Source organism: Bradyrhizobium sp. NC92, assembly GCF_025200865.1.
In the GTDB taxonomy this organism is placed as follows: Bacteria; Pseudomonadota; Alphaproteobacteria; order Rhizobiales; family Xanthobacteraceae; genus Bradyrhizobium.
The window spans coordinates 3,405,144-3,427,326 of sequence record NZ_CP104171.1; the positions used below are offsets into that span (position 1 = coordinate 3,405,144).

The 22,183-nt window shown below is 61.9% G+C and carries 14 protein-coding genes and 1 pseudogene; 3 read left to right on the forward strand and 12 right to left on the reverse strand.

Translation table 11 applies throughout. The annotated features are described in order from the left end of the window. Positions 1–630: 630 nt before the first annotated feature. A complete protein-coding gene (locus N2602_RS15735) occupies positions 631–1,422 on the reverse strand; it encodes a Crp/Fnr family transcriptional regulator (RefSeq protein WP_172789655.1) in 792 nt (263 codons plus the stop codon). A gap of 634 nt (positions 1,423–2,056) precedes the next feature. On the opposite strand from N2602_RS15735, the gene N2602_RS15740 reads away from it, so the two are divergent. Further along, complete coding sequence (locus N2602_RS15740) at positions 2,057–6,118, forward strand: LuxR C-terminal-related transcriptional regulator (RefSeq protein ID WP_260383198.1); 4,062 nt, start codon at positions 2,057–2,059, stop codon at positions 6,116–6,118. A 304-nt stretch (positions 6,119–6,422) separates the two neighbouring features. Here N2602_RS15740 and N2602_RS15745 read toward each other — a convergent pair whose 3' ends face one another. Together N2602_RS15745 and N2602_RS15750 are read right to left on the reverse strand one after the other, a co-directional pair. Beyond that, complete coding sequence (locus N2602_RS15745; protein ID WP_260383199.1) at positions 6,423–7,025, reverse strand: hypothetical protein; 603 nt, start codon at positions 7,023–7,025, stop codon at positions 6,423–6,425. After that, the gene (locus N2602_RS15750; protein WP_260383200.1) at positions 7,022–7,948 is read right to left on the reverse strand and encodes an alpha/beta fold hydrolase; all 927 of its coding nucleotides are present in this window, start codon (positions 7,946–7,948) and stop codon (positions 7,022–7,024) included. Before N2602_RS15750 ends, N2602_RS15745 begins: the two co-directional genes overlap by 4 nt. Positions 7,949–8,081: 133 nt before the next feature. Here N2602_RS15750 and N2602_RS15755 point away from each other — a divergent pair, with 133 nt between their 5' ends. After that, positions 8,082–10,589 carry an alpha/beta hydrolase gene (locus N2602_RS15755; protein WP_260383201.1) on the forward strand — a complete coding sequence of 836 codons (2,508 nt, stop codon included), beginning with the start codon at positions 8,082–8,084 and terminating at the stop codon, positions 10,587–10,589. Between the two features lie 9 nt (positions 10,590–10,598). After that, entirely contained in the window at positions 10,599–11,462 is an 864-nt protein-coding gene (locus N2602_RS15760; protein ID WP_260383202.1) for an alpha/beta fold hydrolase, read from the forward strand. A 1,477-nt stretch (positions 11,463–12,939) separates the two neighbouring features. Here N2602_RS15760 and N2602_RS15765 read toward each other — a convergent pair. The 9 genes and pseudogenes from N2602_RS15765 to N2602_RS15805 form a co-directional block, all read right to left on the reverse strand. Next, a complete protein-coding gene (locus tag N2602_RS15765) occupies positions 12,940–13,632 on the reverse strand; it encodes an MgtC/SapB family protein (protein ID WP_260383203.1) in 693 nt (230 codons plus the stop codon). 1,093 nt (positions 13,633–14,725) lie between these two features. Beyond that, positions 14,726–15,175: a GNAT family N-acetyltransferase gene (locus tag N2602_RS15770; protein WP_260383204.1), complete on the reverse strand. Its 450-nt coding sequence runs from the start codon at positions 15,173–15,175 to the stop codon at positions 14,726–14,728. Positions 15,176–15,220: 45 nt separating this feature from the next. After that, positions 15,221–16,020: pseudogene (gene hisN, locus N2602_RS15775) on the reverse strand (histidinol-phosphatase). A gap of 198 nt (positions 16,021–16,218) precedes the next feature. Then, complete coding sequence (locus N2602_RS15780; protein WP_260383205.1) at positions 16,219–17,325, reverse strand: HupE/UreJ family protein; 1,107 nt, start codon at positions 17,323–17,325, stop codon at positions 16,219–16,221. After that, a complete protein-coding gene (locus N2602_RS15785; protein WP_172789454.1) occupies positions 17,322–17,864 on the reverse strand; it encodes a hypothetical protein in 543 nt (180 codons plus the stop codon). The genes N2602_RS15780 and N2602_RS15785 overlap by 4 nt, the downstream gene beginning before the upstream one ends. Next, on the reverse strand, positions 17,861–19,396 hold the full coding sequence (locus N2602_RS15790; RefSeq protein WP_260383206.1) for a GldG family protein: 1,536 nt from the start codon (positions 19,394–19,396) through the stop codon (positions 17,861–17,863). The genes N2602_RS15785 and N2602_RS15790 overlap by 4 nt, the downstream gene beginning before the upstream one ends. Before the next feature lie 4 nt (positions 19,397–19,400). Further along, positions 19,401–20,102 (reverse strand): ABC transporter permease, encoded by a 702-nt coding sequence (locus N2602_RS15795; protein WP_260383207.1) that lies wholly within the window; start codon positions 20,100–20,102, stop codon positions 19,401–19,403. Then, positions 20,099–21,136, reverse strand: a complete 1,038-nt coding sequence (locus tag N2602_RS15800; protein ID WP_260383208.1) for an ABC transporter ATP-binding protein — start codon at positions 21,134–21,136, stop codon at positions 20,099–20,101. Before N2602_RS15800 ends, N2602_RS15795 begins: the two co-directional genes overlap by 4 nt. Next, the gene (locus tag N2602_RS15805; RefSeq protein WP_172789458.1) at positions 21,133–22,011 is read right to left on the reverse strand and encodes an N-acyl homoserine lactonase family protein; all 879 of its coding nucleotides are present in this window, start codon (positions 22,009–22,011) and stop codon (positions 21,133–21,135) included. Before N2602_RS15805 ends, N2602_RS15800 begins: the two co-directional genes overlap by 4 nt. Between the last annotated feature and the right edge of the window lie 172 nt (positions 22,012–22,183).

The following is a 22,183-nucleotide window of genomic DNA, read 5'->3' on the forward strand; positions in this document are numbered from 1 at the left end:
GGCAGGGCTGGACCCTTTCTCCCTGCCTAAATGCCCGGCCGAGTGATCCCTTGTTGCGCCGCAGCAACGCGTTGGCGGATGCAGCATGCCAAATGTTTAGTGCTGTTAGTGCGATTGTGCCGCAATTGCATAGTTTTCCCGACTCGTCAGTGGGGGACTTCTCCTCAAGACGTCGATCAGGAGGCGTGTCATGAATAGCCGCGTTCGAGCGGAGGGGCCTGCCGCTATGCTTCGCGAGCGTCTCGAGGCGCTGGTCGCACAGCTCGCGGAACTTGAGAGGCTCAGAGAGCGGGTAGGTCGAGAGGAAAATCTTCAGCGCGAGCTGCGTAGGGCGGGCCGCGCCTATAACCGCGCTCGGACCGCGAATGGGCGTTCCAGCTTCGCATAGGCAAAGCTCATGCCTGTGCTGCTTAGTCGCGAGAAGTCGGGCTGTTGTGACGAGCATCCCGAGGCGAATGGGGGACGGACTTCTCGTCCATCGTTCGCTTCGGCCGGGGAGCCCGGCCGCAAAGCTGCAAAAATCTTGAACTCGCTTCTACGCAGGATTGGGTGTTTGCAGCGGCCGAGCCTCACGCGGTTTTGCCGATTGGCGAGGGTACATGCGGTGTGGTTCGCGAAAACGAACCGGTTCTAAGAGCCTGTTCCGGCTATTCGGCTGCCAGGCGAGCGGGAGGCGCTCCGCGCTGAAGGCCTATGAACGAGCCCGACCGTGCTCTGCGAGACTATTCGATCGATTCTGCGGCTCATGACCTTGTAGCATTCGCATGCCATGGCTTCGAGCCGCGGCCGATCGATTTCGAGTTGGCCACGTCGATTGGATCTTAGTGCTCTTGATGCCCGCATTGTGCTCACGACATGTGTGACGGTGGTGCGGCGGACGCCCAGCAATTCCGACAACGTTTCCTGGGTCAGCGGGAGGAGATCGCTGCCATTTGCCCGATCGTGAATGTGAAGCAGCCAGCGCGCCAGGCGGGATTCGACGGAATGTAATGCGTTGCAAGCCGCCACGTGCTGGAGTTGCGTCAGCAACGATCTCGTGAAGACCTGCACCATGGCTCCGACGGGGGCGCTGCAATGTTGCGCCGTGAGGAATTGCGCGGGCGATATTTGCAGCGCGGCCCCCGAGATGCGAACAACGGCCGTCACGGGCGAGTGGGATGCGCCAAGCGCTGTGGTCAGACCCACAGCCCCTTCATGGCCGACTATCGTCGTGGCGACCGTCTGCCCGTTCGGCAGCTCCATGATAGTGGCTATCGCGCCGCTCAGGGGGAAGAGAAGATGCTCGATCCGATCGCCTGATCGGACGAGCACCGAATCGCGCTCGATCACGATCTTCCGCAGATGAGGCGCAAGCAAAGCAAAATCCGCTGGCGGCAACGCTGCTAACAACCGATTACCAACCCTGGTCGCGTGGTCCATCATGGGATCGACCCCCGACGGATGCCCGGCGCGAGAACTCATGCCGGCTCGTCGAACTGCTCGCCTGCGTGCAGCTCAACAGCAGTTAACTGGCAACCACAGATATGGTTCCCAGGTTGAAGGCGGATGCCAATCGCACGGACGGCCTGCGCCCGCGACTCCAGCTTGCGTCAATGCAGACCTGTCGCGGACGCGCAATCAATGCTGTCGACTCGCCGACGGCAGCCTGCGCGGCGGCTGAACAGCGTCCCAGCCAACGATCATTCTCCGAACAGCTGATAGGCCGCGAGTTGTGAAGCGCGCCAGGTGCGGATCGCGAGCGCGCTCTGAAAGTCTCGTCTCAGGTCGAACAATTTCTAAGGTGGTGTTCTGGCCCCGGGACTAACAGTGTTGGAATGAAGGCCGTGACGCGTTCGAGGTGCCCACTCGAAGCCAACCAACGGCGTGGCGTCGCTGTACCGTTCGGCAAAATGAACACATTCGGCAAATGTGCACATTTCCCGCTCGAAACTAACGATTTTAGGTATGGTTAAACCAATTAAATCTCTTTCTTTATTCGATTAGTTGTATTTTAATGCCCTCACTCGGCCTCGGCTATATGCCGAAGGACATAGACGGCCGGGTCGAGGCAGGGTCCATGTTAGACACGTCTGCGAAAGAGCGGATATTCAAGCGCATCCGGCTTGTGATCGTAGACCGACAGCCGATCGTTCTGCAGGGGCTTAAGTCGGTTCTCGGGGCACAGCCGGACTTCGACGTTGTCGCGTCGTGCAGCGACGGGACAAGTTGTATCCAAGCGATCCGGAATTTGACACCCGACGTTGCACTTCTTGCCGACACCCTGCCAGATCTGACGGCATCCGAGATCCTCGCCATTGCGAAAGCTGAGCGCCTGCCCACGCGCCTGGTGTTCTTTACGGATTCCGACACGGACCACGATCTAACCTCGGCCATCGCTGCTGGCGCGTGTTATGCAATCGCGAAGTATGTCGCACCGGACGCTATGCTGCGATCACTGCGACTGATGGCGAAGCGTAGCTTTTTGGAGCAGTCCGATCTCTCGCCAACCGCAGAGGAAACTGACAGCGGCAAAAACGAGAACCTGCTGGAGCTATTGACGCCGCGCGAACGTCAAATTGTACGACTTGTGTCAGAAGGAATGTCGAACAAGGAGATCGCGCACCAGCTAAACGTTTCCGATGGAACCGTTAAAGTACACCTGCACAACATATTTCAGAAGCTTGAAATAACCAACAGGACGGTGCTCGCCACCCTCGCATTGCTACAACGCCCGTCTGGGTTCGGCATGCTCTCGCTGGCTCTCCTGGCGGTCGCCATTGCGGACGAACTCAAGGCGTCGGAGGCGAACGACCTGCTTCCGCACGACGACAGTATCGGCTCCGCAGCGGAGCATGCTGAATATGAGCTCTGGAAGCGAGCTATTCTCCGTCACGTCATCGTCGCGGACTCTGACGAAAAGCCGTCGCTCACTCAGAGAGGTGTCCTGGTCGGGGCGAGCCAAATCTCGACCGCGGCATCGGCAATAGAAGCGCTTCGCACCGCCGAGCAATCCGCAGGTTCGAAATCGTGGAAGGACTACAGTTCTGTTGGATCAAGCACGCCCGGTTCGGCCACACCTTCCCTGCGAGGAATGAACGACGCGCAGATTGGCGGTGAGTCCACCGCGGAAAATCTATTCTCGCGGCTTACATCCAATCCGACGTTGGTTCACGGAGGGTATGGTACTTTCGCCACTCTCACCGGTGCGTTGATCTACGCACTCAGCGATCCCCATTTGGCATTGCTGTCGCATGACCCGGCCAAAGCGCCGCACGACAGCTTCGTGGACGTTACCGGATACAAGGCGGCCACCAAACTGGCTGCGATCAGCAATGCCGACGATAATCATGTAGACGATTCAGTCCCGGGTTTCCGTGCGCACGATTCTCGCCTGTCTTCCGCGTTTGTGGCCGCTGAAAACGAAAGCGCCGCCGGAGAAGTGGAGACCCTCCAAAAACTTGCTGGCCTCGTGCACTTCGGTCACGATGCCGGGAGTGGCGGATATAGTGGCGATAAGCTGATGGGCGGCAACGTCGCTGAAAACGTCGTTCATCGCGACCCGACCGATTCCAATTCTACCTCTTCCGGCTTCCACTTCGCGTCTGGGCCGAGCAGGATCAATCTTGCGGCCTTCGGAGCCCTTGCCAGGCTTCATATGACAGCAGCAAGCAAGTCCATACCGCCACACACCATCGCTTGGATCTTCGACTCCGCAAGCAATGAAACGATCGTCTATGTGAATGCGACCGATCATGTTCTGAAGATCGGAGATCGCGACCTGTTGGAAATCCATCTGCAGGGGGGTGTATCCATCGCAGAATCGGATTTCGTCGGCCAGCCGACGGCCGCGGCCGCCGCTCTCACCTTGGAGCAGCTCGAAGAAGCGCTGACATCGGTGACTGCAACCGAAACTGTTCTGAGTACGGACAGTGTCCATACAGTTATCGGTACGAGGGAGAGCGCATTCGGGACCGCTGGAGTCTGGGACATTCTGGCTGATGTCGACTGGAGGACCGAATTCGCGCCGGCCCGCACAACGGAAGAGAGAGTCGATCGGGCCGACGGGTCGGCTCGAACATCACCGATCGTGCTTGCTCATGCTGCGGCGGTCACGGCAGTTGAAAGTCTTACATTTAAGAGCCAGCGGATCGATGCAGATACCGGTCCTAGCATAGCCGGTAGCGCGGGCGGCAGTAACTCACAGCATGTTCTGGAGCCATGGCCTGCAAAGGAAACGGGGGCGGAGCAGATAGAAGCTGGCTTCATACCTGGGAGTGATGTCGGTGATGAGAACGCGCATCAATCCCCGGCGTCGGACCCTTCGGGAAGGTCAGCGAAGACGGCAGAAACAGACCGCGTGGAACATGGCAATCCGGTGCATTCAACCTCTACAAACGCACCAGAAGCAGCCGAGTTTGGTGAATCGAGCCCCGCGACAGCGCACAGGGACGACCGCGAAGGGGCGCGGCACGCTCCCGAGCAAATGTCTGCAAGGGCGGGCGCCAGAGATGTGGCTGAACTGAAGTCCATGCCGGGCAATCGCGCCGGCAATGACAACGCGCATGATTCACCGGCTTCGGACGATTCGTCAGGGCCAGCGAAAACGGCCGAACCAGGCGGCCTGGACCACAGCAACCCGCACGCATCGGAGCGAGAATCTGCAAAGGCAGCCACGGAGACGGCCGAAGTGAAGTCCATGCCGGGCAATCGCGCCGGCAATGACAACGCGCATGATTCACTGGCTTCGGACGGTTCGTCAGGGCCGGCGAAAACGGCCGAACCGGGCGGCCTGGACCACAGCAACCCGCACGCGTCGGAGCGAGGGTCGGCAAAGGCAGCCACGGAGACGGCCGAAGTGAAGTTCATGCCGGGCAATCGCGCCGGCAATGACAACGCGCATGATTCAGTGGCTTCGGACGATTCGTCAGGGCCAGCGAAAACGGCCGAACCAGGCGGCCTGGACCACAGCAACCCGCACGCATCGGAGCGAGGGTCTGCAAAGGCAGCCACGGAGACGGCGAAAGTGAAGTCCATGCCGGGCAATCGCGCCGGCAATGACAACGCGCATGATTCACCGGCTTCGGACGGTTCGTCAGGGCCAGCGAAAACGGCCGAACCGGGCGGCCTGGACCACAGCAACCCGCACGCGTCGGAGCGAAGGTCGGCAAAGGCGGCCACGGAGACGGCCGAAGTGAAATCCATACCGGGCAATCGCGCCGGCAATGACAACGCGCATGATTCACCGGCTTCGGACGGTTCGTCAGGGCCAGCGAAAACGGCCGAACCAGGCGGCCTGGACCACAGCAACTCGCACGCATCGGAGCGAGGGTCGGCAAAGGCAGCCACGGAGACGGCCGAAGCCATGGCCATACCGGGCAAGGACGTTGGCAATGACAATGAGCATCATTCCTGGACTCCGGCGGATACGCCTGGGTCCGCGAAAATGGCAGAGCCCGGCGGCGTGGAGCACAGCAACGAATGGGGGCACTCGGCCTCTGCCCACGGGCCGAAAGATGACGAAAGTGCTGCAGCGGCCGGTAGCGCGGACCGAGTTGGCACGCAAAATGTCGCGGAGCCGGAGCCTGCAAAGGCGGCGGCAACCGCCGAGTTACCTGAAACTCTCTTCACATCCGAGAAGGGTGTCGGCGATGGCGACAATCATCGTGCATCGAACGCAAGCATGTCGGCAACAGCGGCCACAGCTGACCTGCAGCACAGCAATTCGGGATACAATTTACCCTCGACCTCGCCAAACGCATCAGCAGCAACCGAGATTGCCGAATCGAGCGCCACAAGAGGCGATGGCGCAGGGAACGGAAACCCGCAGCACGCTACGCAACCTGCTGCGATCGCATTAGCGGCCGCACAGCCGGCTAACGCTGCGTTCGAGACCGGCGGCGCCGATCAAGAACGGGTGTTCCGGTTCGATAGCGACGCAACTCCTTTCACTCTCATCGTCAGAGCTGAACCTAGCGAGGTCCACATTCCGCTCGATCCACACGTCCAGCCCGGTCAGGTGGCCACCTCCGATATCCTCGTCAAAATCCTCCCCAATGCACTGGACGAACATGCGGCCAACCACGGCAATAACGGTCCGCATCACGCCACTGTACCTGCGCATCATGACCTGCTGATTTGACGTGTTGCATTGTCGTCGACTCAAACCGAGCAGGACGCAGGGCCGATGTTGAACAGCCTGTTCCGTATACTGGTCTGTTGATATGCGGCCTGGATCCTTATCCGAACTATTCGCACTAGGGCTTCGATGATGAGCAGAAGGAAGCCTCTCGCATCGTGTTGCGACCGCATGGCGACCAAATTCGATGAGCCGCTCCACGGCTTCTTCGACGGAAACGGCCGTCATGATCGAAACTCCCGTCGGCCGAGATGGGCTGAAGCGCGGTAACGTGCGGATGTTGGCGATCTGGGTCAAGGCTTCCGGATCATTCCGCTCCGGCTGCGTCGATGCCTATGCTTTCGAGTGTCTCGCGCCAGAGCTTGCGAACACCGACGTGGCGCTGCTCGAGGGCCGCGCTCACCGCATCCCGGTATGGAGCAAGGTTAGGGCCTCTCAGGAACAGGATCTGCGCTTGCAGCAGCCGGCCGCTCTCGAACTCGATGCGGCGCAACGCCATGACGAAAGGATCCTGCGGATTGGCTTCGACCGGGACCAGCGCCGCCGGCCGGATAGCGGCGTGCACGGCATGGGCGAGCGTTGCGAGGTGAACCGCCTGGGCGAGGGGAGGGTCCGTGATCTCTGCGATCGGCGCAGGAAGCCAAGCGGTCTCCCAGGTCATCAGCATGTATCCCAGGGCAACATCCGGGACCCAGGAGGTGGCGCGCATCAGCAGGGAGACGATCTCGGTCTCGCGATAGAACTGCGCGTTCAATTCGGTTTGCCAAGCCACTTCAAGCCTCGCCGGCAACGCGAGGGCAAATTGCCGCGCGAGGGCACCATGCGCCGAGATCAGGAACGCCGCGACCCGCGTCTGCTGGCGCGGAGGGATGCGGCTGTCAGGATCGAGCGGGCCTAGGAAGCCGCTCATGGCATCGCTCTTCTGACCGGGATGGCACGCAGATGGTCGTAACCCTCGGGAAACGGTGTCAGCTCCCCACCGGGCTCGTCCGACGCCACCCAGACGGTCTTGTTGCCTTGCCATCGCCCAGCCAGCACGTCATCGGCGAAGCGCGCCAGCAGGTCCGCCGTCAGCGCGCCCTTCTCCAGCGTGAACGCGTGATAGGCCTTGGGAATGATCACCAAAGAGCTGTTGGGAATCTCGACACGCAAGGTTTCGTGGAGACCCCGCGGCGTGAGAAAGTCGAACTCGCCGTTGAGGATCATGGTCGGAACGGCGATCGCCGACAGCCGCGGCGTGAGCGGCTGGAAGTCGAGGAAGGATTCCATCAGGTTCTGCAGCGCGTAAACGTCGTTGACCAGCCAACCTTGCCGCTTCACGCTATCGAGCTTGTCCAGCAGCGGCTTCAGCCATTGGTCCGAGAGGTTCATGGGCAACAGGAGGTCCTGGAGGTAACTGGTGCCGCCGAGGATCAGCGCGGTCCGCAGCGCATTGCCGAGCAGCAAGAGTTGTGGCGACAGCTCCGCAAAGCAGCTCATCGGCACGAGCCCGGCCAGTCGCTTGCCCTGCTCGATCGCATATCGCAGTGCAATCAGGCCGCCAAAGCTGATCCCGCTCAGAAAAACCGGACCGTCCCCCAGCTCGTCGATCAGGAGGCGCAAGGCGGCGACCTGGTCGTCCTGGCTGATGAAGAGCCTCGGCTTGTCGGAGGCGCCCTGGCCCAGCAGATCGAAAGTCGCAACGCGAAAGCCTCGCGCGGCCAAGGCCTCGCGATAGGCGCCCCACAATTCGGAATATTGCGTCAGCCCGTTCACGAGGACATAGGCCGGCGCGCCCGCCGGCCCGTCGAGCTCATAGCGGATCCGATATGAGCCGAGGCTGAGGAAGGGCATCGCGAGGGTACTGCCGGTGTTTTGATGCCCGCGATCCTCGATCCCTCCGAACGGATTCCATTGAGTTAGATCAAACCTCCCCCGGCCGCCGCTGCCTAGCGTTTCAGAAAAATCTTCCAGGGAGGACTGCGTCATGGCCGGACAAGACGCGATGAAGCGCTGCTTCATGAGCCTGATCGTGCTGCTGCTCGGAACCGCGATCGCAACCGCACAGCCCTTCACGCGCCGTTCGTCGCAGGTGCAGCATGATGGGCTGAAGAAGACCTATGAGATCGCCAACTTCCGTCTTGGCGGCAAGTACGACCTGTCCGACCCCTCCAAATGGGAGAACGGCGGCGAGGGCGGCGTCACGCTGGAATCGCTCGGCGTCGGCAAGCTGCGCACCGCTTACATCGCCGTCGGCAACGCAAGACGTAACGCCGCCGGCGAGATCACCAATGCCATCGTGATCAACTCCTATTATTCCGGCGATTCTACCGACATGTATGAACAATGGGTCAAGGGTGCGGCGTTGTCGGGTGGCGTGCCCATCATCGGTCCGGGCCGGCCGATCGACACGGATCGTTATTATGTCATCATGGTCGATCCGCTCGGCACTTGGGGCGCGAGCAAGCCGTCCGACGGACTCGGCATCAAGTTTCCGCAATACAGCTACTACGACATGGTGCAGGCGAACTACCGCCTGCTGCGCGACGAGCTGAAGGTCGCGCGCGTCGCACTGGTGACCGGCGTCTCGATGGGCGGCACGCAGACTTACGTCTGGGGCGTGATGCATCCGGAATATGTCAGCGCCCTGATGCCGATCGGCGGCACGACGCAATCGGATGGCGACGATCCCGTCGGCAACTGGACCTTCCAGATGATGACAGCCGCGATCCAGGGCGATCCGGTCTGGCAGGCAACCAAAGGCGACTATTACAAGCTCCCAAAGGAAAAGCATCCGGTGCCTGGCGTGGCCTTCGGCTGGTCGATCCTCGGCATGACGGGTTATGACTTCGCGTTCCGTACGACCCAGAATTGGGCGGCGGTGCAGCCTGAAATCTTCTATTGGGATCCGCCGAACGAGAAGGCCGGTCTCAACGTGACCAACCGTGCCAAGCTCTACGATGCCGTCGACCTCGTCTGGCGCAACAGGGTCGGCGAGACCCACAACGTCAATCCCTATCTCGGCCGCATTCAGGCCCGCACGCTGGTGATGCACATCACCAACGACCTCTGGCTGAACTTCAAACTGGCGCAGAAGGCTGTCGATCGCGTGCCCGGCGCTGATCTCATCGCGCAGGAGAGCCCGGTCGCGCATTATGGCGTGTTCCCGATCATCAACCAGCGCAAGAACGATCCGAAGTTCGTCGCTTTCATGGATGACGTGGCGGCCCTCGATCGCGCCCAGAAGTTCGTCGACAAGAATTACCGCGTGCCCGACGTCGCCCAGACCATCGATCCCAAGAAGTCGTTCTGGAAGGCCTATGTGACCTATCCCTATCCGGTCAAATTCGGCAGTGCCAAGGACAAGAGCGGCAATTCCTGGGAAATCGGCTACATGGACGAGTATGCCGGCACCGACAAGGATCCGAAGGTGCTCGTCATCATCCACGGCAAGGGCGCGTTCGGCGGCCATTACGGCAACATCATGCAGTACGCGCTGCGCAGCGGCCTGCGCGTGATCGTGCCCGACCTGCCGCATTACGGCATGTCGGGGCCTGGCAATCTCGACAAGAACCCTGCTCGCACCATGCAGGACATGCGCGAGGTGATCTACGACCTCGTGGTCAACCAACTCGGCGTCAAGAAGGCGTACTATCTCGGCCACTCGCTCGGCGGCCAGTTCGTCGTGGGCTACGCCCTGACCTGGCCGGATGCGGTGCAGGGCCTCGCCTTGGAAGCGCCCTCCGGCCTCGAGGAATATCCGCGCGAGATCACCATCGCCAAGGACAACAAGGCGCCTCTCTTCGCCGACGGCCTCGGCCGCGACTTCGACAAGTGGAAGCAGGTCTGGGACCAGACCGGTATTCTCGCTGCGGAAAAAGCGCGGAGCGAGCAGAACATCCGCGACTTCTTCTATTTCAAGAAGCGTGATCCCGACACCGGCGTGGTGTCGGCTGCGAAGAGCGGTTACTTCTTCAGTGACAGCGAATATGCCCGCTTCCATACCGAGCAGCGTGTCGGGCTGACCAAGGGCAACCCGAAGGAGCTCGATCAATGGTGCAACGTCTTCATTTTCGACATCTACACGATCGGTGCCGAGCTCCAGCAGGATGATCCGAAGAACCTCTATGAGCGGGTCACCCAGATCAAAGCGCCGATCTTCCTGGCGTTCGGCGACAAGGAGCCGTTCATTCCGACGCCAGCGTTCAACGGGCTGACGGACCTCGGCCGCGACGTCATCACGCCGTTCATGACTCGTATGACCAATTCCGGCAACCGGCCGATGCTCAAGGTCTATCCGGAGACCGGCCACTTCATTCACACCGACAATCCAGTGGAATACGCTGCCGATGTCGTGGATTTCGTGACCAAGGGGGCGATCGACACATCATCGCCGCTCGGTACCGATCGCATGATCAAGGGCGCCGTCGTCTCTGCCCTGCCAGTGGCGCCGACTCCGCCCGGAGCGGCGCCGACGGCTGGCCTCAACAAGTAGGGCCCGGCGATGCCGAGGGTGCAGGCGGGCGAAGTCCAGCTCGGCTGGCGGGAGTGGGGAGGAGGCGACGTCACCGTCGTCTTCATCCACGGAAATCTCGCCAGCAAGGACTGGATCGAGCTCGCCGCGCCGTTGTTCCCGACCGGTCTGCGTGTGGTTGCAATCGATTGGCGCGGCTGCGGCGATAGCGACCGGCCGAAGCCGGCGGCCGACTATTCCAACTACTCCATGGCGCAGCACGCCGAGGACATGCTGGCGGCGCTCGATGCGCTTGAGATCGGCTATTGCCATCTCGCGACACATTCCACCGGCGGCATCATCGCGGCCAGGATGCTGCTCAAGCAGCCGCAGCGCTTCGGCCGTGTGTTCGCGCTCGATCCGGTGACGCCGCTCGGCATGGCCTTCAATGCCGACCAGATCGGATTGTTCAGGGCCATGATGTCGAGCAAGGAGCTGACGCGGTCCGTGATGGCGACAGCCGCTTCTTCGCTGTTTGTCCCGGAGAGCATGGGGCCGAACGTGATCCCCCGCTTTCGCGAGGGGCTAGGGGAGATCCAGGCGCTGTTCGACCGGATCATCGAACAGACCTTCGGCGTATCGGAGGGGATCTGGATAGGCACGCCGGTGAACCTGACGCGGGAGAAGGAGAGCCGTGAGTTGGAGCGCCGAATGCCCGAGATCCGGCACCCGCATCTCGTGCTGTGGGGCGAGTGCGATGGTTGGATTGCACCTGCTGACCTCCGCACCATGGCCGAAGCGATGCCGGTTTGCCGGCTGGTGATCGTGCCCGGCATCGGGCATTCGATGAATCTCGAACGCCCGGCGCTTTATGCCGGCTATTTCGGGGCGTGGTTCGGCGGACTTGCCGCGTAGCAGCCGCGCCAGAGAGGCAGTGGGATCGAGCGAACTTGAGGATGATGTTAGAAAGCGCTAGGAGGTGCAGGTAACATGCTCAAGTCGCACCTTCTTCGTCGCAGGTAAATCGTTGAGATTTCGATATAATCGCTTCTCCGTCGCCCCCATGATGGATTGGAGCGAGACCTCAAGTCTTTCAATCGGTTAGAAGGCGGCGCGTGCACGACGTGTGCACCGGGAGATCAAGAAAAATCTTGTGAGAGCCAATGTGAGCGGGGCTCCGAAGCTGGCGGGGCGCGTCTGATCAGCAGTGGGCATGGGCGCTCGCGCCACTGAGGGCGCCCGTTCCGTTAAATTAGGTAGTTTAGGGGCGCAAAGCGGACGTTCGCGACGGCGCGAAATGGCGCCGTCTAGCTGAAGCTATTGGGACAGACCCGATCTGTAGCGGCAGTGTGTATTAGCCCGCCTCAGAGATCTGCCTCAATTTGAAGATCGTGGCGCGGCAATGCGTGGTGGCCAATCGACGGATCACCGCTCCTCCAAACGGGAATGACCAAGGCGTTGCGGACTCTAAATTTTCGGCGGGGTGAGGCGCGGCTGACGTTAGTAACTACGGTTACAAGCTACAGATTTGCTCGCCGCTACGAGCGGACCCGAAGGGCAGGGCACTACGTATTGCTCAAATCGCAGAATTCGGCCGAACGCTTTCGATAGCGTTTCGATATCAACCAAGCAGACGATGGCTGCTTGCAGCGCATTGCCGAAGTCATCGGGAGTGACTGCCCCGTCTTCCGTCACCCCCGGCAAGACCCGCCGCAAACTCCTCTCCGCCATAGCGCGACGCCAGCCGTCCCGTGTTGGCAGTAGCATGGTCGCCGACGCAATACGTCTGCTGGCGCAGCTCCGCTAGCCCATTTCAATGACTGAGTTGCAGAGGGCGAGTGGATGAAGTCCGGAAAGATCGAGACAAGGCTCGTTACCTTCGAGCGGCCATAGGGGGGACGCCAAACAGGTGTCAGATAAAACCCTCGATGTATGCTCTGACCGCCCAAGTGTCCCCAACCGCGGCGGCACAGATGCCGAATGCATGGATCTCACGAGGCATTGAGCAGCTCGGGCTTTTGAGGATATCCATCATCATCGAAGAAACAGCCTCGCGTATCCGGCCGGCGCTCAGAAGCGCGAGAGCGTTTTCCTTGCTCTGTTCAAGATATTCTTCTCGCGTTAACATCGAAGCCTAGACCCAAGGCGAATGACGTAAAACAGATTGTTCTTTAGTGGCTTGGCGGTCAATCCCTTTAGAATGCCAGCGGCCGAGCCCCCGACGGATGCTGCCGCGCGATGTCTGCTTTAGGGTCAACCTGAAGAATTCAGGTCGAGCAAATTTGGTCCGCTCTGCCGTCATGAGCGGACCTCCGTCAGGCGAGGCGCGACTTCGCAGATGGGCCCAATAGGAGACATCCGCACCGCAGAGGAAGTCAAAGAACTTGCCTTCTTAGTCGCCCGTTGGGGTGATGCGAAACTCAACTACTTCGGGTAGGTCGCGCAAATGTTTTGCGAGTCGTTCGGCGTTGAGCCTGTCGCGGCTTTTGATGGTCATCCGGTACTCAAACTGCTGCCCACCTTCGCTTAATCGCGATGATAAGTTGGCAATCGTAAAACCGTGATCGCCGATCATCTTGTGGACCTCGCTTTCTCCCATCACCCGATCCCGCGCAAAACGCAGCATGTGGTGAGCATAGAACTCGCTCGGCAGTCGCGCCTCGATGAGCCTGAATAGCGCGAGCACCATGAGAGTCGCCAAAGCGCCTACGAAGGCAGCAAACCAGAACCCAATTCCAACCAAAATGCCGATAGCGGCCGTGACCCAAATGGACGCGGCCGTCGTTAGTCCCCTGACAGTCAATCCCTCTTTGAAGATGACGCCCGCGCCCAAAAAGCCGATGCCAGTCATGATGCCTTGGGCCATGCGGGTGGGGTCGGTGCGGATCGCGTCATGCTCGAGCAGGGTCATCCACTGATTTTGGTAAACCGTCACGATCATCAGAATAGAAGAGGCAATGCAGACAAGGGAATGTGTTCTAAAGCCTGCCGGACGTCCGTGAAACGTGCGCTCGAACCCGATCATCGCGCCAATCGCGAGGGCTCCGGCCACTCTGACAATAATCACCAGTTCGTCGTGACCCATGACTTAGCACCTTGGTCGACAGGGCTTACACCACCTCATGCTCATCTCGATTCAGAGCAAGCTCTCGGGCCGGCAGTCGATCAGCCACGCAACCGTTTTGCGCGTGTCCAAGCGTGCCGGAGATATCGCTTTCGAGCTTTCGGCGCATCAACTTTGAGGCCCCAAACCCTCACCACCTGCTTTGAACAGCCGGAAAGCTCCGCGATCTCTTTGTAACTCGCGAGGCCGTTCCTGAGCATGTAAAGCGCAGCGGACTTCGTAGCGTCCCAATCTGGCTTGTGCGTTTTCACCAACAGCCCATGGACAATATCCGATTTGGACAAGAAGCCCGCCTCGCGGCGGGAATTCAGCAGGCGGGAAGCAACTCAGAGCCACAGAGGCACGGCTCCTGCCGCCCAAATTAACGCTAACACACTGATCGTGCACGCCAAAGCGTATTGGCGGCCGATACCATGAGCCAATCCACAGGGAAGGTCGCTTCGCACCACAAAACGAAGTGGTCATTTCGGCCCAGCGCCTGCTCCCGGTCAGAGGCTATCTTTGCCAGCCCTGCATGATCCTGTTCGGGCCACCTTCAGAAAGCAGACCTTATGGCGCTCTGATTTAGGGTTCATCGGGGCCAACAACAGGCATCCCCGCGGCACCTTGGGAGATTTAGCCACGTTCGCCAGAACGCGAAAGGTATCACCGGCGACCTCGGCCGCTTGGCCATAGAATGATGACGCCGATGACGATCGGAGCCAGCCCAAAAGCCAAGGCCACCCAGAACATGGGTTCTTGGACGATGTAGAAGATCTCGAGCATGCGTAAGCATAGCTGCGCCTGAACACGTGGTCACGACGTGTCGGTTGGCGCCGCGACCTTCGTGGTCCTTCGATCTGCATGCGGAAAAACCCCGCCTCCAAGAGGAAGCGGGGTTTAAGTTAGAGGGAGGTACTTGCTTGGCCAGCGCGTACCCCCGCGGCAAAGCTACCACAAGACGGGTATGCATCAACAACCAGGTTGACTGCGAGAAACCTGTCGGCGCCCACCGCTCGGGCTGCGTATACAAAGGCCGCGCCCCTCATTCGTCGTGTCCAATTGCCAGGGCCCGTCAGGGGCGTCGTACTTCGAAGTATGTTTTGCCTCCGCGCTCGAAGCCCGCGCCTTCATAGAAGCGCAGGGTCGTTTCACGCTTCGAACCTGTCGCCAAATGAACCTTATAGCAATCAGCCCGCGCGGCGAGATCAAGAGCGTGGGCAAGAACCCGTCGACCCAGACCGAGCTTTCGGTATTCTGCGTGGGTGACCACATTTTCAATCACCCCATACGATCTACCGCCGCGAGACAGATTCGGCACGATCGCGAGAGTGCACGAAGAGGCGAGCAGATCTGCTGTTTGCGCGACAATCACGGTCATGAAGCTGGAAGCAAGCAGGGTCGTCCAAACGCGCTCGGCTGCTGCCGCCTCCGGTTGAGCCTCATGCGGATGAAGGTGCTGATAAAGTTTCAACACCGCAGGTAGATCGCATTGCGTGGCGGCACGGATAATGATTTCGTTCATTCAATGACCACACAGGCAGGAGTTTGCCGCCGCAGAACGAGGCGCTCACTGAGTCCGCGCGTTAACCCCGCTATTGAGGAGGTGAAGGGCCTCTTCATGAAGACCGGCAGTTGCTGAAGCTAAGACTGGGCCACCCTCCTCGGCCCTTTCCCGTCAATCCGCGTCACCACTCCGCCCGCCTTTTCGATGATCGGGATTAACGCGACGATATCGTAAGATTGGAGCGAAGGTTCGACTGCGAGGTCAATACGGCCAACAGCGACCATCGCAAAGGCATAGCATTCGCCACCGTAGCGAGTCATCCGAACCGAGGCGGCAAGGCGCTCGAAGCCCTGCTTGAGCTCACCTTGATAACGCTCAGGCGAATTCGTATGCAGGATGGCCCGCGAAAGCGTGCCGACGTCTCGGGTGGACAGTCGCTGGCGCTTACCTGCATATTCGCACCAGGCGCCATCGGACGAGGCCCAGAAACGCTCACGCGTGAAGGGCTGGCTCATCATTCCCAGTTCGGCTCGGCCATGTACGGTGAGCCCGATCAGCGTGCCCCAGACAGGAAGGCCGCAGATGAAGGGACGCGTCCCATCCACGGGGTCCAAGACCCAGCGGCAAGAACCGCTTCCGGTTAGACCGAGTTCTTCGCCCAGAATAGCATGGTCAGGATATTCGGCTTCGATCGCTGCTCGAATCGCAATCTCGGCTTGTCGGTCAGCGTCGGTCACCGGGTCGAAGTAACCCGCCCCCGTTTTGGAATCGACGGCAAGGTCGGTTCGAAAGCGTGGCAAGGTTTCGCGATCGGCGATATCTGCTAACCGATGAAGAAAATCGGCGCCCGGCAGTTTCGGCATAAAGTATCTCCAATCGTGCACACTCGCTGCCGTTGTATACGGGCAACTGTCGAATTACATCCTAAACTTGCATAATGATCCCGCTGTGATCATGAAGGTCGCCGCCGACACGCCGCTAGAGCGAGACCAAAGAATGGACCGCGTCAGGGCTGGTTGCGAGGTCAACATAACGAGGCGGTCGCCCGACTTGGCGGAATCTCACCAGTTCGCGGCGACCAGGACGCGATCGAGGAGGAAGGCGAGCCCAGCGACCAGCACGAGCGCGGAGAGCGCCGTCACCGCCCGCCGCTCCCACGCGGCGCGCCGAAACCAGAGTAGGACCGGCAGGAAAGCGGCGATCACCGCTACTTGGCCGGCTTCAACGCCGAGGTTGAACGACACGAGCGCGCCGGCCAGGGCGCCCGGGGGCAGATCGAGATCGAGCAACGCGCCGGCAAAGCCGAAGCCATGCACGAGGCCAAACGCGAAGCCCACGGCCCAGCGCCACGACGCCGTGCGTGTGAGGAAAATGTTTTCGGCCGCGACGTAAACGATCGACAGCGCGATCACCGGCTCGACGATCCAACTAGGCGGCGACGCCGCGCCGAGTACCGCCACGGCCAAGGTGATGCTGTGCGCCGCCGTGAAGGCGGTGATGACGGCGAACAAGGATCCGATTCCTCCGCCGCCCAGGACGAGGGCCAGCACGAACAGGAGGTGATCAACTCCCGTCAGGATGTGCTCGATGCCGAGCCGAAAGAAGGCGAAGACGCCGCTCCCGGCGGTAACCTCGGGCGCCGGGCTCCCGCTCGATGCTGCGACAGCGAGGCGAGCCTCGCGCCGGTCGCGTTCGAGGGTGTATTGCTGCACGCTCCCCAAGGCTTCGACACGGACAAGCGTGTGGTAGTCGTTGCCGAGCGCGTCGGACAGGTCGTCGCGCAGCAAAAGTTCGTGCGGCGGACCGGGGCAGGCGTAATCGACGATTACCACGGCGTTGGCGCGGTCTGGCGTGGGCGGCGTGACCGTCCCGGGCACCGGCTCGCACTTCACCCCGTTTGCGGAAATCGAGACTTTGCGCGCGACCAAATCGGCCAGCGTGGCGTAGCTTTCACGGCGCTGCGGCCATACGCCGGTGGCCGTCTCGGCGACGGCCGCCGCGAGCGCGTCGGGACCGAGCGTGAGGCTGTATCGGACAGTTCCGCCGGACAGGCTCACCGAGGCATAGCCCATCGATCCGGCGACGTGTCCGTGCGCTGTTCCGAGCAACAGCAGCAGGGCAAGAGCGCCCCACGGCGTCGCCCGATGGGGAGAGGCGGGCGGCGTCATCGCGCTTCCGCTCCAGTCATGACCTCGGCCCATTCGCCGCCGACGAAGCGGGACATCAGGTAGAGCCGCGGATTGCCATCGATGCGCATGTACTGGAGGTACCCCTCGGGGTTGAACTCACCGAAGCTGGCGGCAAGCACCAGATCGCCGTCCCTTCCGTAGAGCTTCACGGAGAGCCGCGGCGGGTCGAGGCCGAATGGCGCCGGATCGCTCCCCACGAGCCCTGCCGCCTCGATCTCGCGGACCGGCCCGGAATTGTGCATGATTTGAACGGCCTTGCTGACCTGAAGCCCTGCGGCGCCGATGTTGACGCCATCAGGCGTCACCCACTCAGTCTCGCCCGCACGGAGCAGGGTAACGCGCCGTGTGCCGCGGCTCAACTCCACCCGCTTGACCTCTTCGGGCACGCGCTTGAGCAAGCCCTTAGCCTCGAACCGAACGAGCTGGCGCTGCACCGGCATAGCGCCGCTCACCACCATCGCCGCGAGGTAGAGCAGCGCGAGCGCCGCGAGGACGGGATGCAGGACGTGCCGCCTCATCGCCGCCGCCACCAAACAACGAAGCCGAGCGCGATCACCAGCAGCGGCATTGCAACCACGACCATGAAGAACACCGCGTTCGACTGCCGCCCGGTCAACACGATCAGCGGAGGCACGGGGACGCGCGCGGCGACGGCAGTCGTGCGCTCCTCACGTGCCAGCCACCGGGCTACCGAGAGCAGAAGGTCGCTATTCGCCATATAGGGAAAGAACGAGTTGCTGGCGAAATCGCTGTCGCCGACGACGATGGCGCGCATGGGTTCGGCGCCGCGGTCTAGGCGCCCTTCTACGGCGACGCCCAACACGCGCGCGCCGGAGACCGGAGGGGAGGCCGCGTCCTTCTCACCGGTCGCGTCAGGCTCCACTTTGTGCGACGCCACCGGCTTCACCGGGCGCGTGTAGCTGTCGCGGCTGCTGAGCAGCAGCGGGGTGACGCGGAGGTCGCTCGCCGGTGGCAACAGCGTGATCGAACGGACGCCGGGATAGAAGGTGAGCGAGACCGAGCGCGTAACCGGATGGGGGTCGTAGCCCGTGACCGCCACGATCTCGGGGTTGGTCGAGTAGTGGCTCAACGGATCGACGACGACATCCTGCTCCGGGCGGACGCCGAGCTCGGCCACAAGCCGGGCGAGCCCGGGTTCGAGCACGAAACCCAGGTCCAGCAGGAGAAGGGCCGACCCACCGCGCCGCAGATAGGCGCGCAAGGCCGCGCTCTCAGCCGGCAGGAACGTGGTCCGCGGATTGGCTGCGATGAGGAGCGTGCAGGCGGCGGGCACGTCGCCCTCGGTGGCGAGGATGAGCTTCCGCGCTTCATAACCCTGCGCTTCGAGCGCGCGGCGCAGGCGCCCCGCGCCGTGGCCCGGCATCTCCACCACCTGCGAGCTGGCGTCGTCGTGGCTGTGGCCAGCGCCACTTTCCAGGTGCGTGTGATACTCGAAATTGTCCATCGGCAGCTCGCCGTGGCCCTCGAGGAAGCAGGCCGTAATTGCGCGCCCGCGCAATGCGCGCTGGATACCGATGGCGATCTCCGTCTCGTCCGTGCCTTGCACCAGCACCCGACGTCCCTCCGCCTCCACGACCGCGGCATTGTAGATCTGGATTGCCTTCTCGCGCGCCAGTCTCGGGTCCCGGTCTGGATCGACCGCGACGACTTTGAGCAGCGGGTTGCGCCGGGCCATGATCGCAAGGAGGTCGCGCGCGCGCCGCCCGGCGGGATCCTGCGAGCGATAAAAGTAGGTGACGGTTACCTCGCGGGAGACCTCGTCAATGGCCCGCATGGCCGCCCCTGAGGGCGTATAGACCTTCTCGCGAGTCAGGTCGAAGTGCACGTCATGCAGATGCAGCGCGACATTGGCCAGCACCGCGGCGCCGAACGCGATGAGGATGACTCCGGCCGAATAGGCCCGCCCCCGCCAGCCCGCGAGCCCGGTCTGCAGCGGCAGCCTCAGCCCGGTCGCGAACAGCACCAGGACGGCGGCGAGCCAGCCACCAGCCCAGAGCAACGCGTTCCAGTCGAGCTCCGGGTGCTCCATGGCGTCAGCGCCGGGCCAGCCCGCGCACGGCGAGGAACAGCCCGAGCAGGGTCACCGCGAGGAAGAAGCCGAAATCCGAAGCGTACATGGCGCCGAGGGCAAAGGGCTGGAAGCGCGCCAGCAGCGACAGCCCGAGCACCCAATTGTCGATCGGCGACGGCAGCAACGCGGCCCAGGCGTCAATCGCCCACAGCATCCCGAACACGCCGAGCGAAACGACCGCGGCCACGACCTGGTTGGCGGTGAGCGCGGAAACGGCAAGACCGATCGAGACTAGGGCGCCGGCGAGCAAGGTGAGGCCGAGGTAGCCGCTGTAGATCGGGCCCCAATCGGGAGTGCTGAACCGCGCCAATATCAATGAATACACCAAAGTGAGCGCGACCATCGCGAGCAGCATGCCCATCGAGGCTGCGAACTTGGCCAGCACGATGTCGCCCTCGCGCACCGGCGACGTCAGCAGCAGCTCGAGGGTGCCGCCCCGGCGTTCCTCGGCGAACTGCCGCATGGTAACGAGCGGCACGAACAGGACGAGCTGCACGGCCGCCTGAAAGAAGACGTTCACCAGCGTCGCCTGCTTGGTGGCGATGAGCGTGACGGCGAAGCCGTAGCCGTTGAGCACAAGGAAGACGGCGATGACGGCGTAAGCGATCGGCGAGACGAACAGCGCGCGCAACTCCTTGGCAACCAGGGCGAGGAACGCCGTCACTGGAGCGCTCGGCTCGCCGTTAGCCGGAGGAACAGCTCCTCCAGGTCTGAAGCCGTCTCAACGGTCTCGACGCTGGCGATGCCGGCGAGGCAGAGGACGGCGGCGACATGGGGCGCTGCGCCGGCCTCCGACACCTCCACCCGCCAGCCGGCGAGGCCGCCCTCCGGCTCCTCCCGGGTCACGCCGCCGATCCCCGCCAGGCCGGACAACGCCGCCGCGACCTCGTCCGCCCGATCGGCTCGGGCGCGGACGCGAAGCGAAGTGCCGCGCCCCGCGCCGGCCATGGGGTGGACGGTGAGCAGCCGCCCGTCGAGCAGGATCGCGACCCGATCGGCGACGCGTTCCATCTCGGCAAGGACGTGCGAGGTGACAAGGACCGCGCTGTCGCGGGCCAGAGTCCGCAGCAACCCGCGCAGCTCGATGACTTGACGCGGGTCAAGGCCGTTGGTCGGCTCGTCGAGCACCAACAACTTGGGTTCGTTCAGCACGGCCTGAGCGATTGAGACGCGCTGCCGATAGCCGCGCGACAGCCGGCCAATCACGGCGTCGCCGACCGGCTCGAGCGCGAGTCGCGCGCGGGCGGACTCGATGCCTCGGTGCAACGCATTTCCCCGCAAGCCCCGCAACCGTCCCATGAAGTGGAGAAATTCGTCCACCCTCATATGGCTGTAGAGCGGTGCGTTCTCCGGCACGTAGCCGATCCGCGCACGCGCCTGGTGTCCGTCGCGGACCACGTCGAAGCCGTCGACGCGGACAGTACCTTCGCTCGGCCGCAGATAGCCGGTTATGACGCGCAAGATGGTGGTCTTACCCGAGCCGTTGGGGCCAAGCAGGCCCACCACTTCCCGCTCGTTCACCTCGAACGAGACGCCGTCCACTGCCTGACGGCGGCCATAACGTTTGCCCAGCCGTTCGACGGAGGCGACGGCGACGCCGTGCCGCGAGCTTTCAGCCGGCGCAATGCCAAGCCCCGCCGGGGCTCGGCGCGGTCGATCGGTCAGGTGCAGGTCCAATGTCGGCGTCGATCCGGTCAATCGTAGAATTCCGGCGCCTTCTTCATCGCCTTGAACGCGTCCGGATCGTGGGCGGTGAAGAAATTTGCCTTTTGAGTCGCCATCTCCCGCCTGATCCACTCGAAGGCCGAGTAGAATCCCGCTGTCGAATAGACCAACGGGGTGCTCGGCGGTATGTTCTGCTCGACGTTCTCCCGGAAATAGACGTTGTCCCCGGTGAGGATGGTGAGGCCGGTGTTCTTCAGCCGCACCGTCATCATTTGGCTGCCGGGCGTGTGGGCAACCCACCGCTTCACGACGAGCGTGCCATCTCCAAACAGGTCCTGATCGCCTTCGAGCTGCAACATCTTCACCGCGTTTGCGCTAGGTGTCATGTTCCCGCGCAGCGGCAGGACGTCGCCGAGAACGTAATTGGAGCCGGTGCCGGGCTCCGGCCAAAAGAAGTTCTGAAGCTCGCTCTTTTGCACGACGAGCGTCGACTTCGGGAACTTGGCCACGTTGCCGCCGTGGTCGAGGTGGAGGTGGCTCACCACGACGTAGGTGATATCGTCGGGCGTAAGATCGATTTTCTTCAGCTGCGTATCGATCGCGACATCTGGCGTGTTGACCGGCTTCAACCCGGTGAACGCGGCACCCCAGTAGCCTGGGTCGGTGATAATCTTATCGTTGTTGCCCGTATCGAAGAGAACATTCCCTTTCGGATGTTTGATCACGTAAAAACCGACCGGAACCTGGATCGCCGGCTCCATGGGTGCGCCGTTCACCAAAAATCCTTTGCCGAGAGTCAACGCGCCGGAGCTGAACGCGTAGAGCTTAAGGTCTTGCGCGCTTAGTGCCGTACTCGACAATACGCTCCCGAGAAGAGCGACCATTGCCGTCAAATATTTGCGGGTCATTCTTTGCCTCCCTCGTCGCGAATTTTGTTATGTTTCGCTTCTGTGCAAAGCCGCAGAGGCGCCGGCAGGATGCACTTAAGTTCATCACGCCGCAGTAGACCTGTCAATAATTCTGGACGGAGGCTCGGTTCACCCGACGTACTTCGGGGCCGGTGGTCAGGACTGGCCGAGC

Bases quoted from the DNA above. Each gene is read 5' to 3' on its own strand.
- N2602_RS15735 (WP_172789655.1), bottom strand. From the start codon at position 1,422: ATGATGGACCACGCGACCAGGGTTGGTAATCGGTTGTTAGCAGCGTTG.
- N2602_RS15740 (WP_260383198.1), top strand. From the start codon at position 2,057: ATGTTAGACACGTCTGCGAAAGAGCGGATATTCAAGCGCATCCGGCTT.
- N2602_RS15745 (WP_260383199.1), bottom strand. From the start codon at position 7,025: ATGAGCGGCTTCCTAGGCCCGCTCGATCCTGACAGCCGCATCCCTCCG.
- N2602_RS15750 (WP_260383200.1), bottom strand. From the start codon at position 7,948: ATGCCCTTCCTCAGCCTCGGCTCATATCGGATCCGCTATGAGCTCGAC.
- N2602_RS15755 (WP_260383201.1), top strand. From the start codon at position 8,082: ATGGCCGGACAAGACGCGATGAAGCGCTGCTTCATGAGCCTGATCGTG.
- N2602_RS15760 (WP_260383202.1), top strand. From the start codon at position 10,599: ATGCCGAGGGTGCAGGCGGGCGAAGTCCAGCTCGGCTGGCGGGAGTGG.
- N2602_RS15765 (WP_260383203.1), bottom strand. From the start codon at position 13,632: ATGGGTCACGACGAACTGGTGATTATTGTCAGAGTGGCCGGAGCCCTC.
- N2602_RS15770 (WP_260383204.1), bottom strand. From the start codon at position 15,175: ATGAACGAAATCATTATCCGTGCCGCCACGCAATGCGATCTACCTGCG.
- N2602_RS15780 (WP_260383205.1), bottom strand. From the start codon at position 17,325: ATGACGCCGCCCGCCTCTCCCCATCGGGCGACGCCGTGGGGCGCTCTT.
- N2602_RS15785 (WP_172789454.1), bottom strand. From the start codon at position 17,864: ATGAGGCGGCACGTCCTGCATCCCGTCCTCGCGGCGCTCGCGCTGCTC.
- N2602_RS15790 (WP_260383206.1), bottom strand. From the start codon at position 19,396: ATGGAGCACCCGGAGCTCGACTGGAACGCGTTGCTCTGGGCTGGTGGC.
- N2602_RS15805 (WP_172789458.1), bottom strand. From the start codon at position 22,011: ATGACCCGCAAATATTTGACGGCAATGGTCGCTCTTCTCGGGAGCGTA.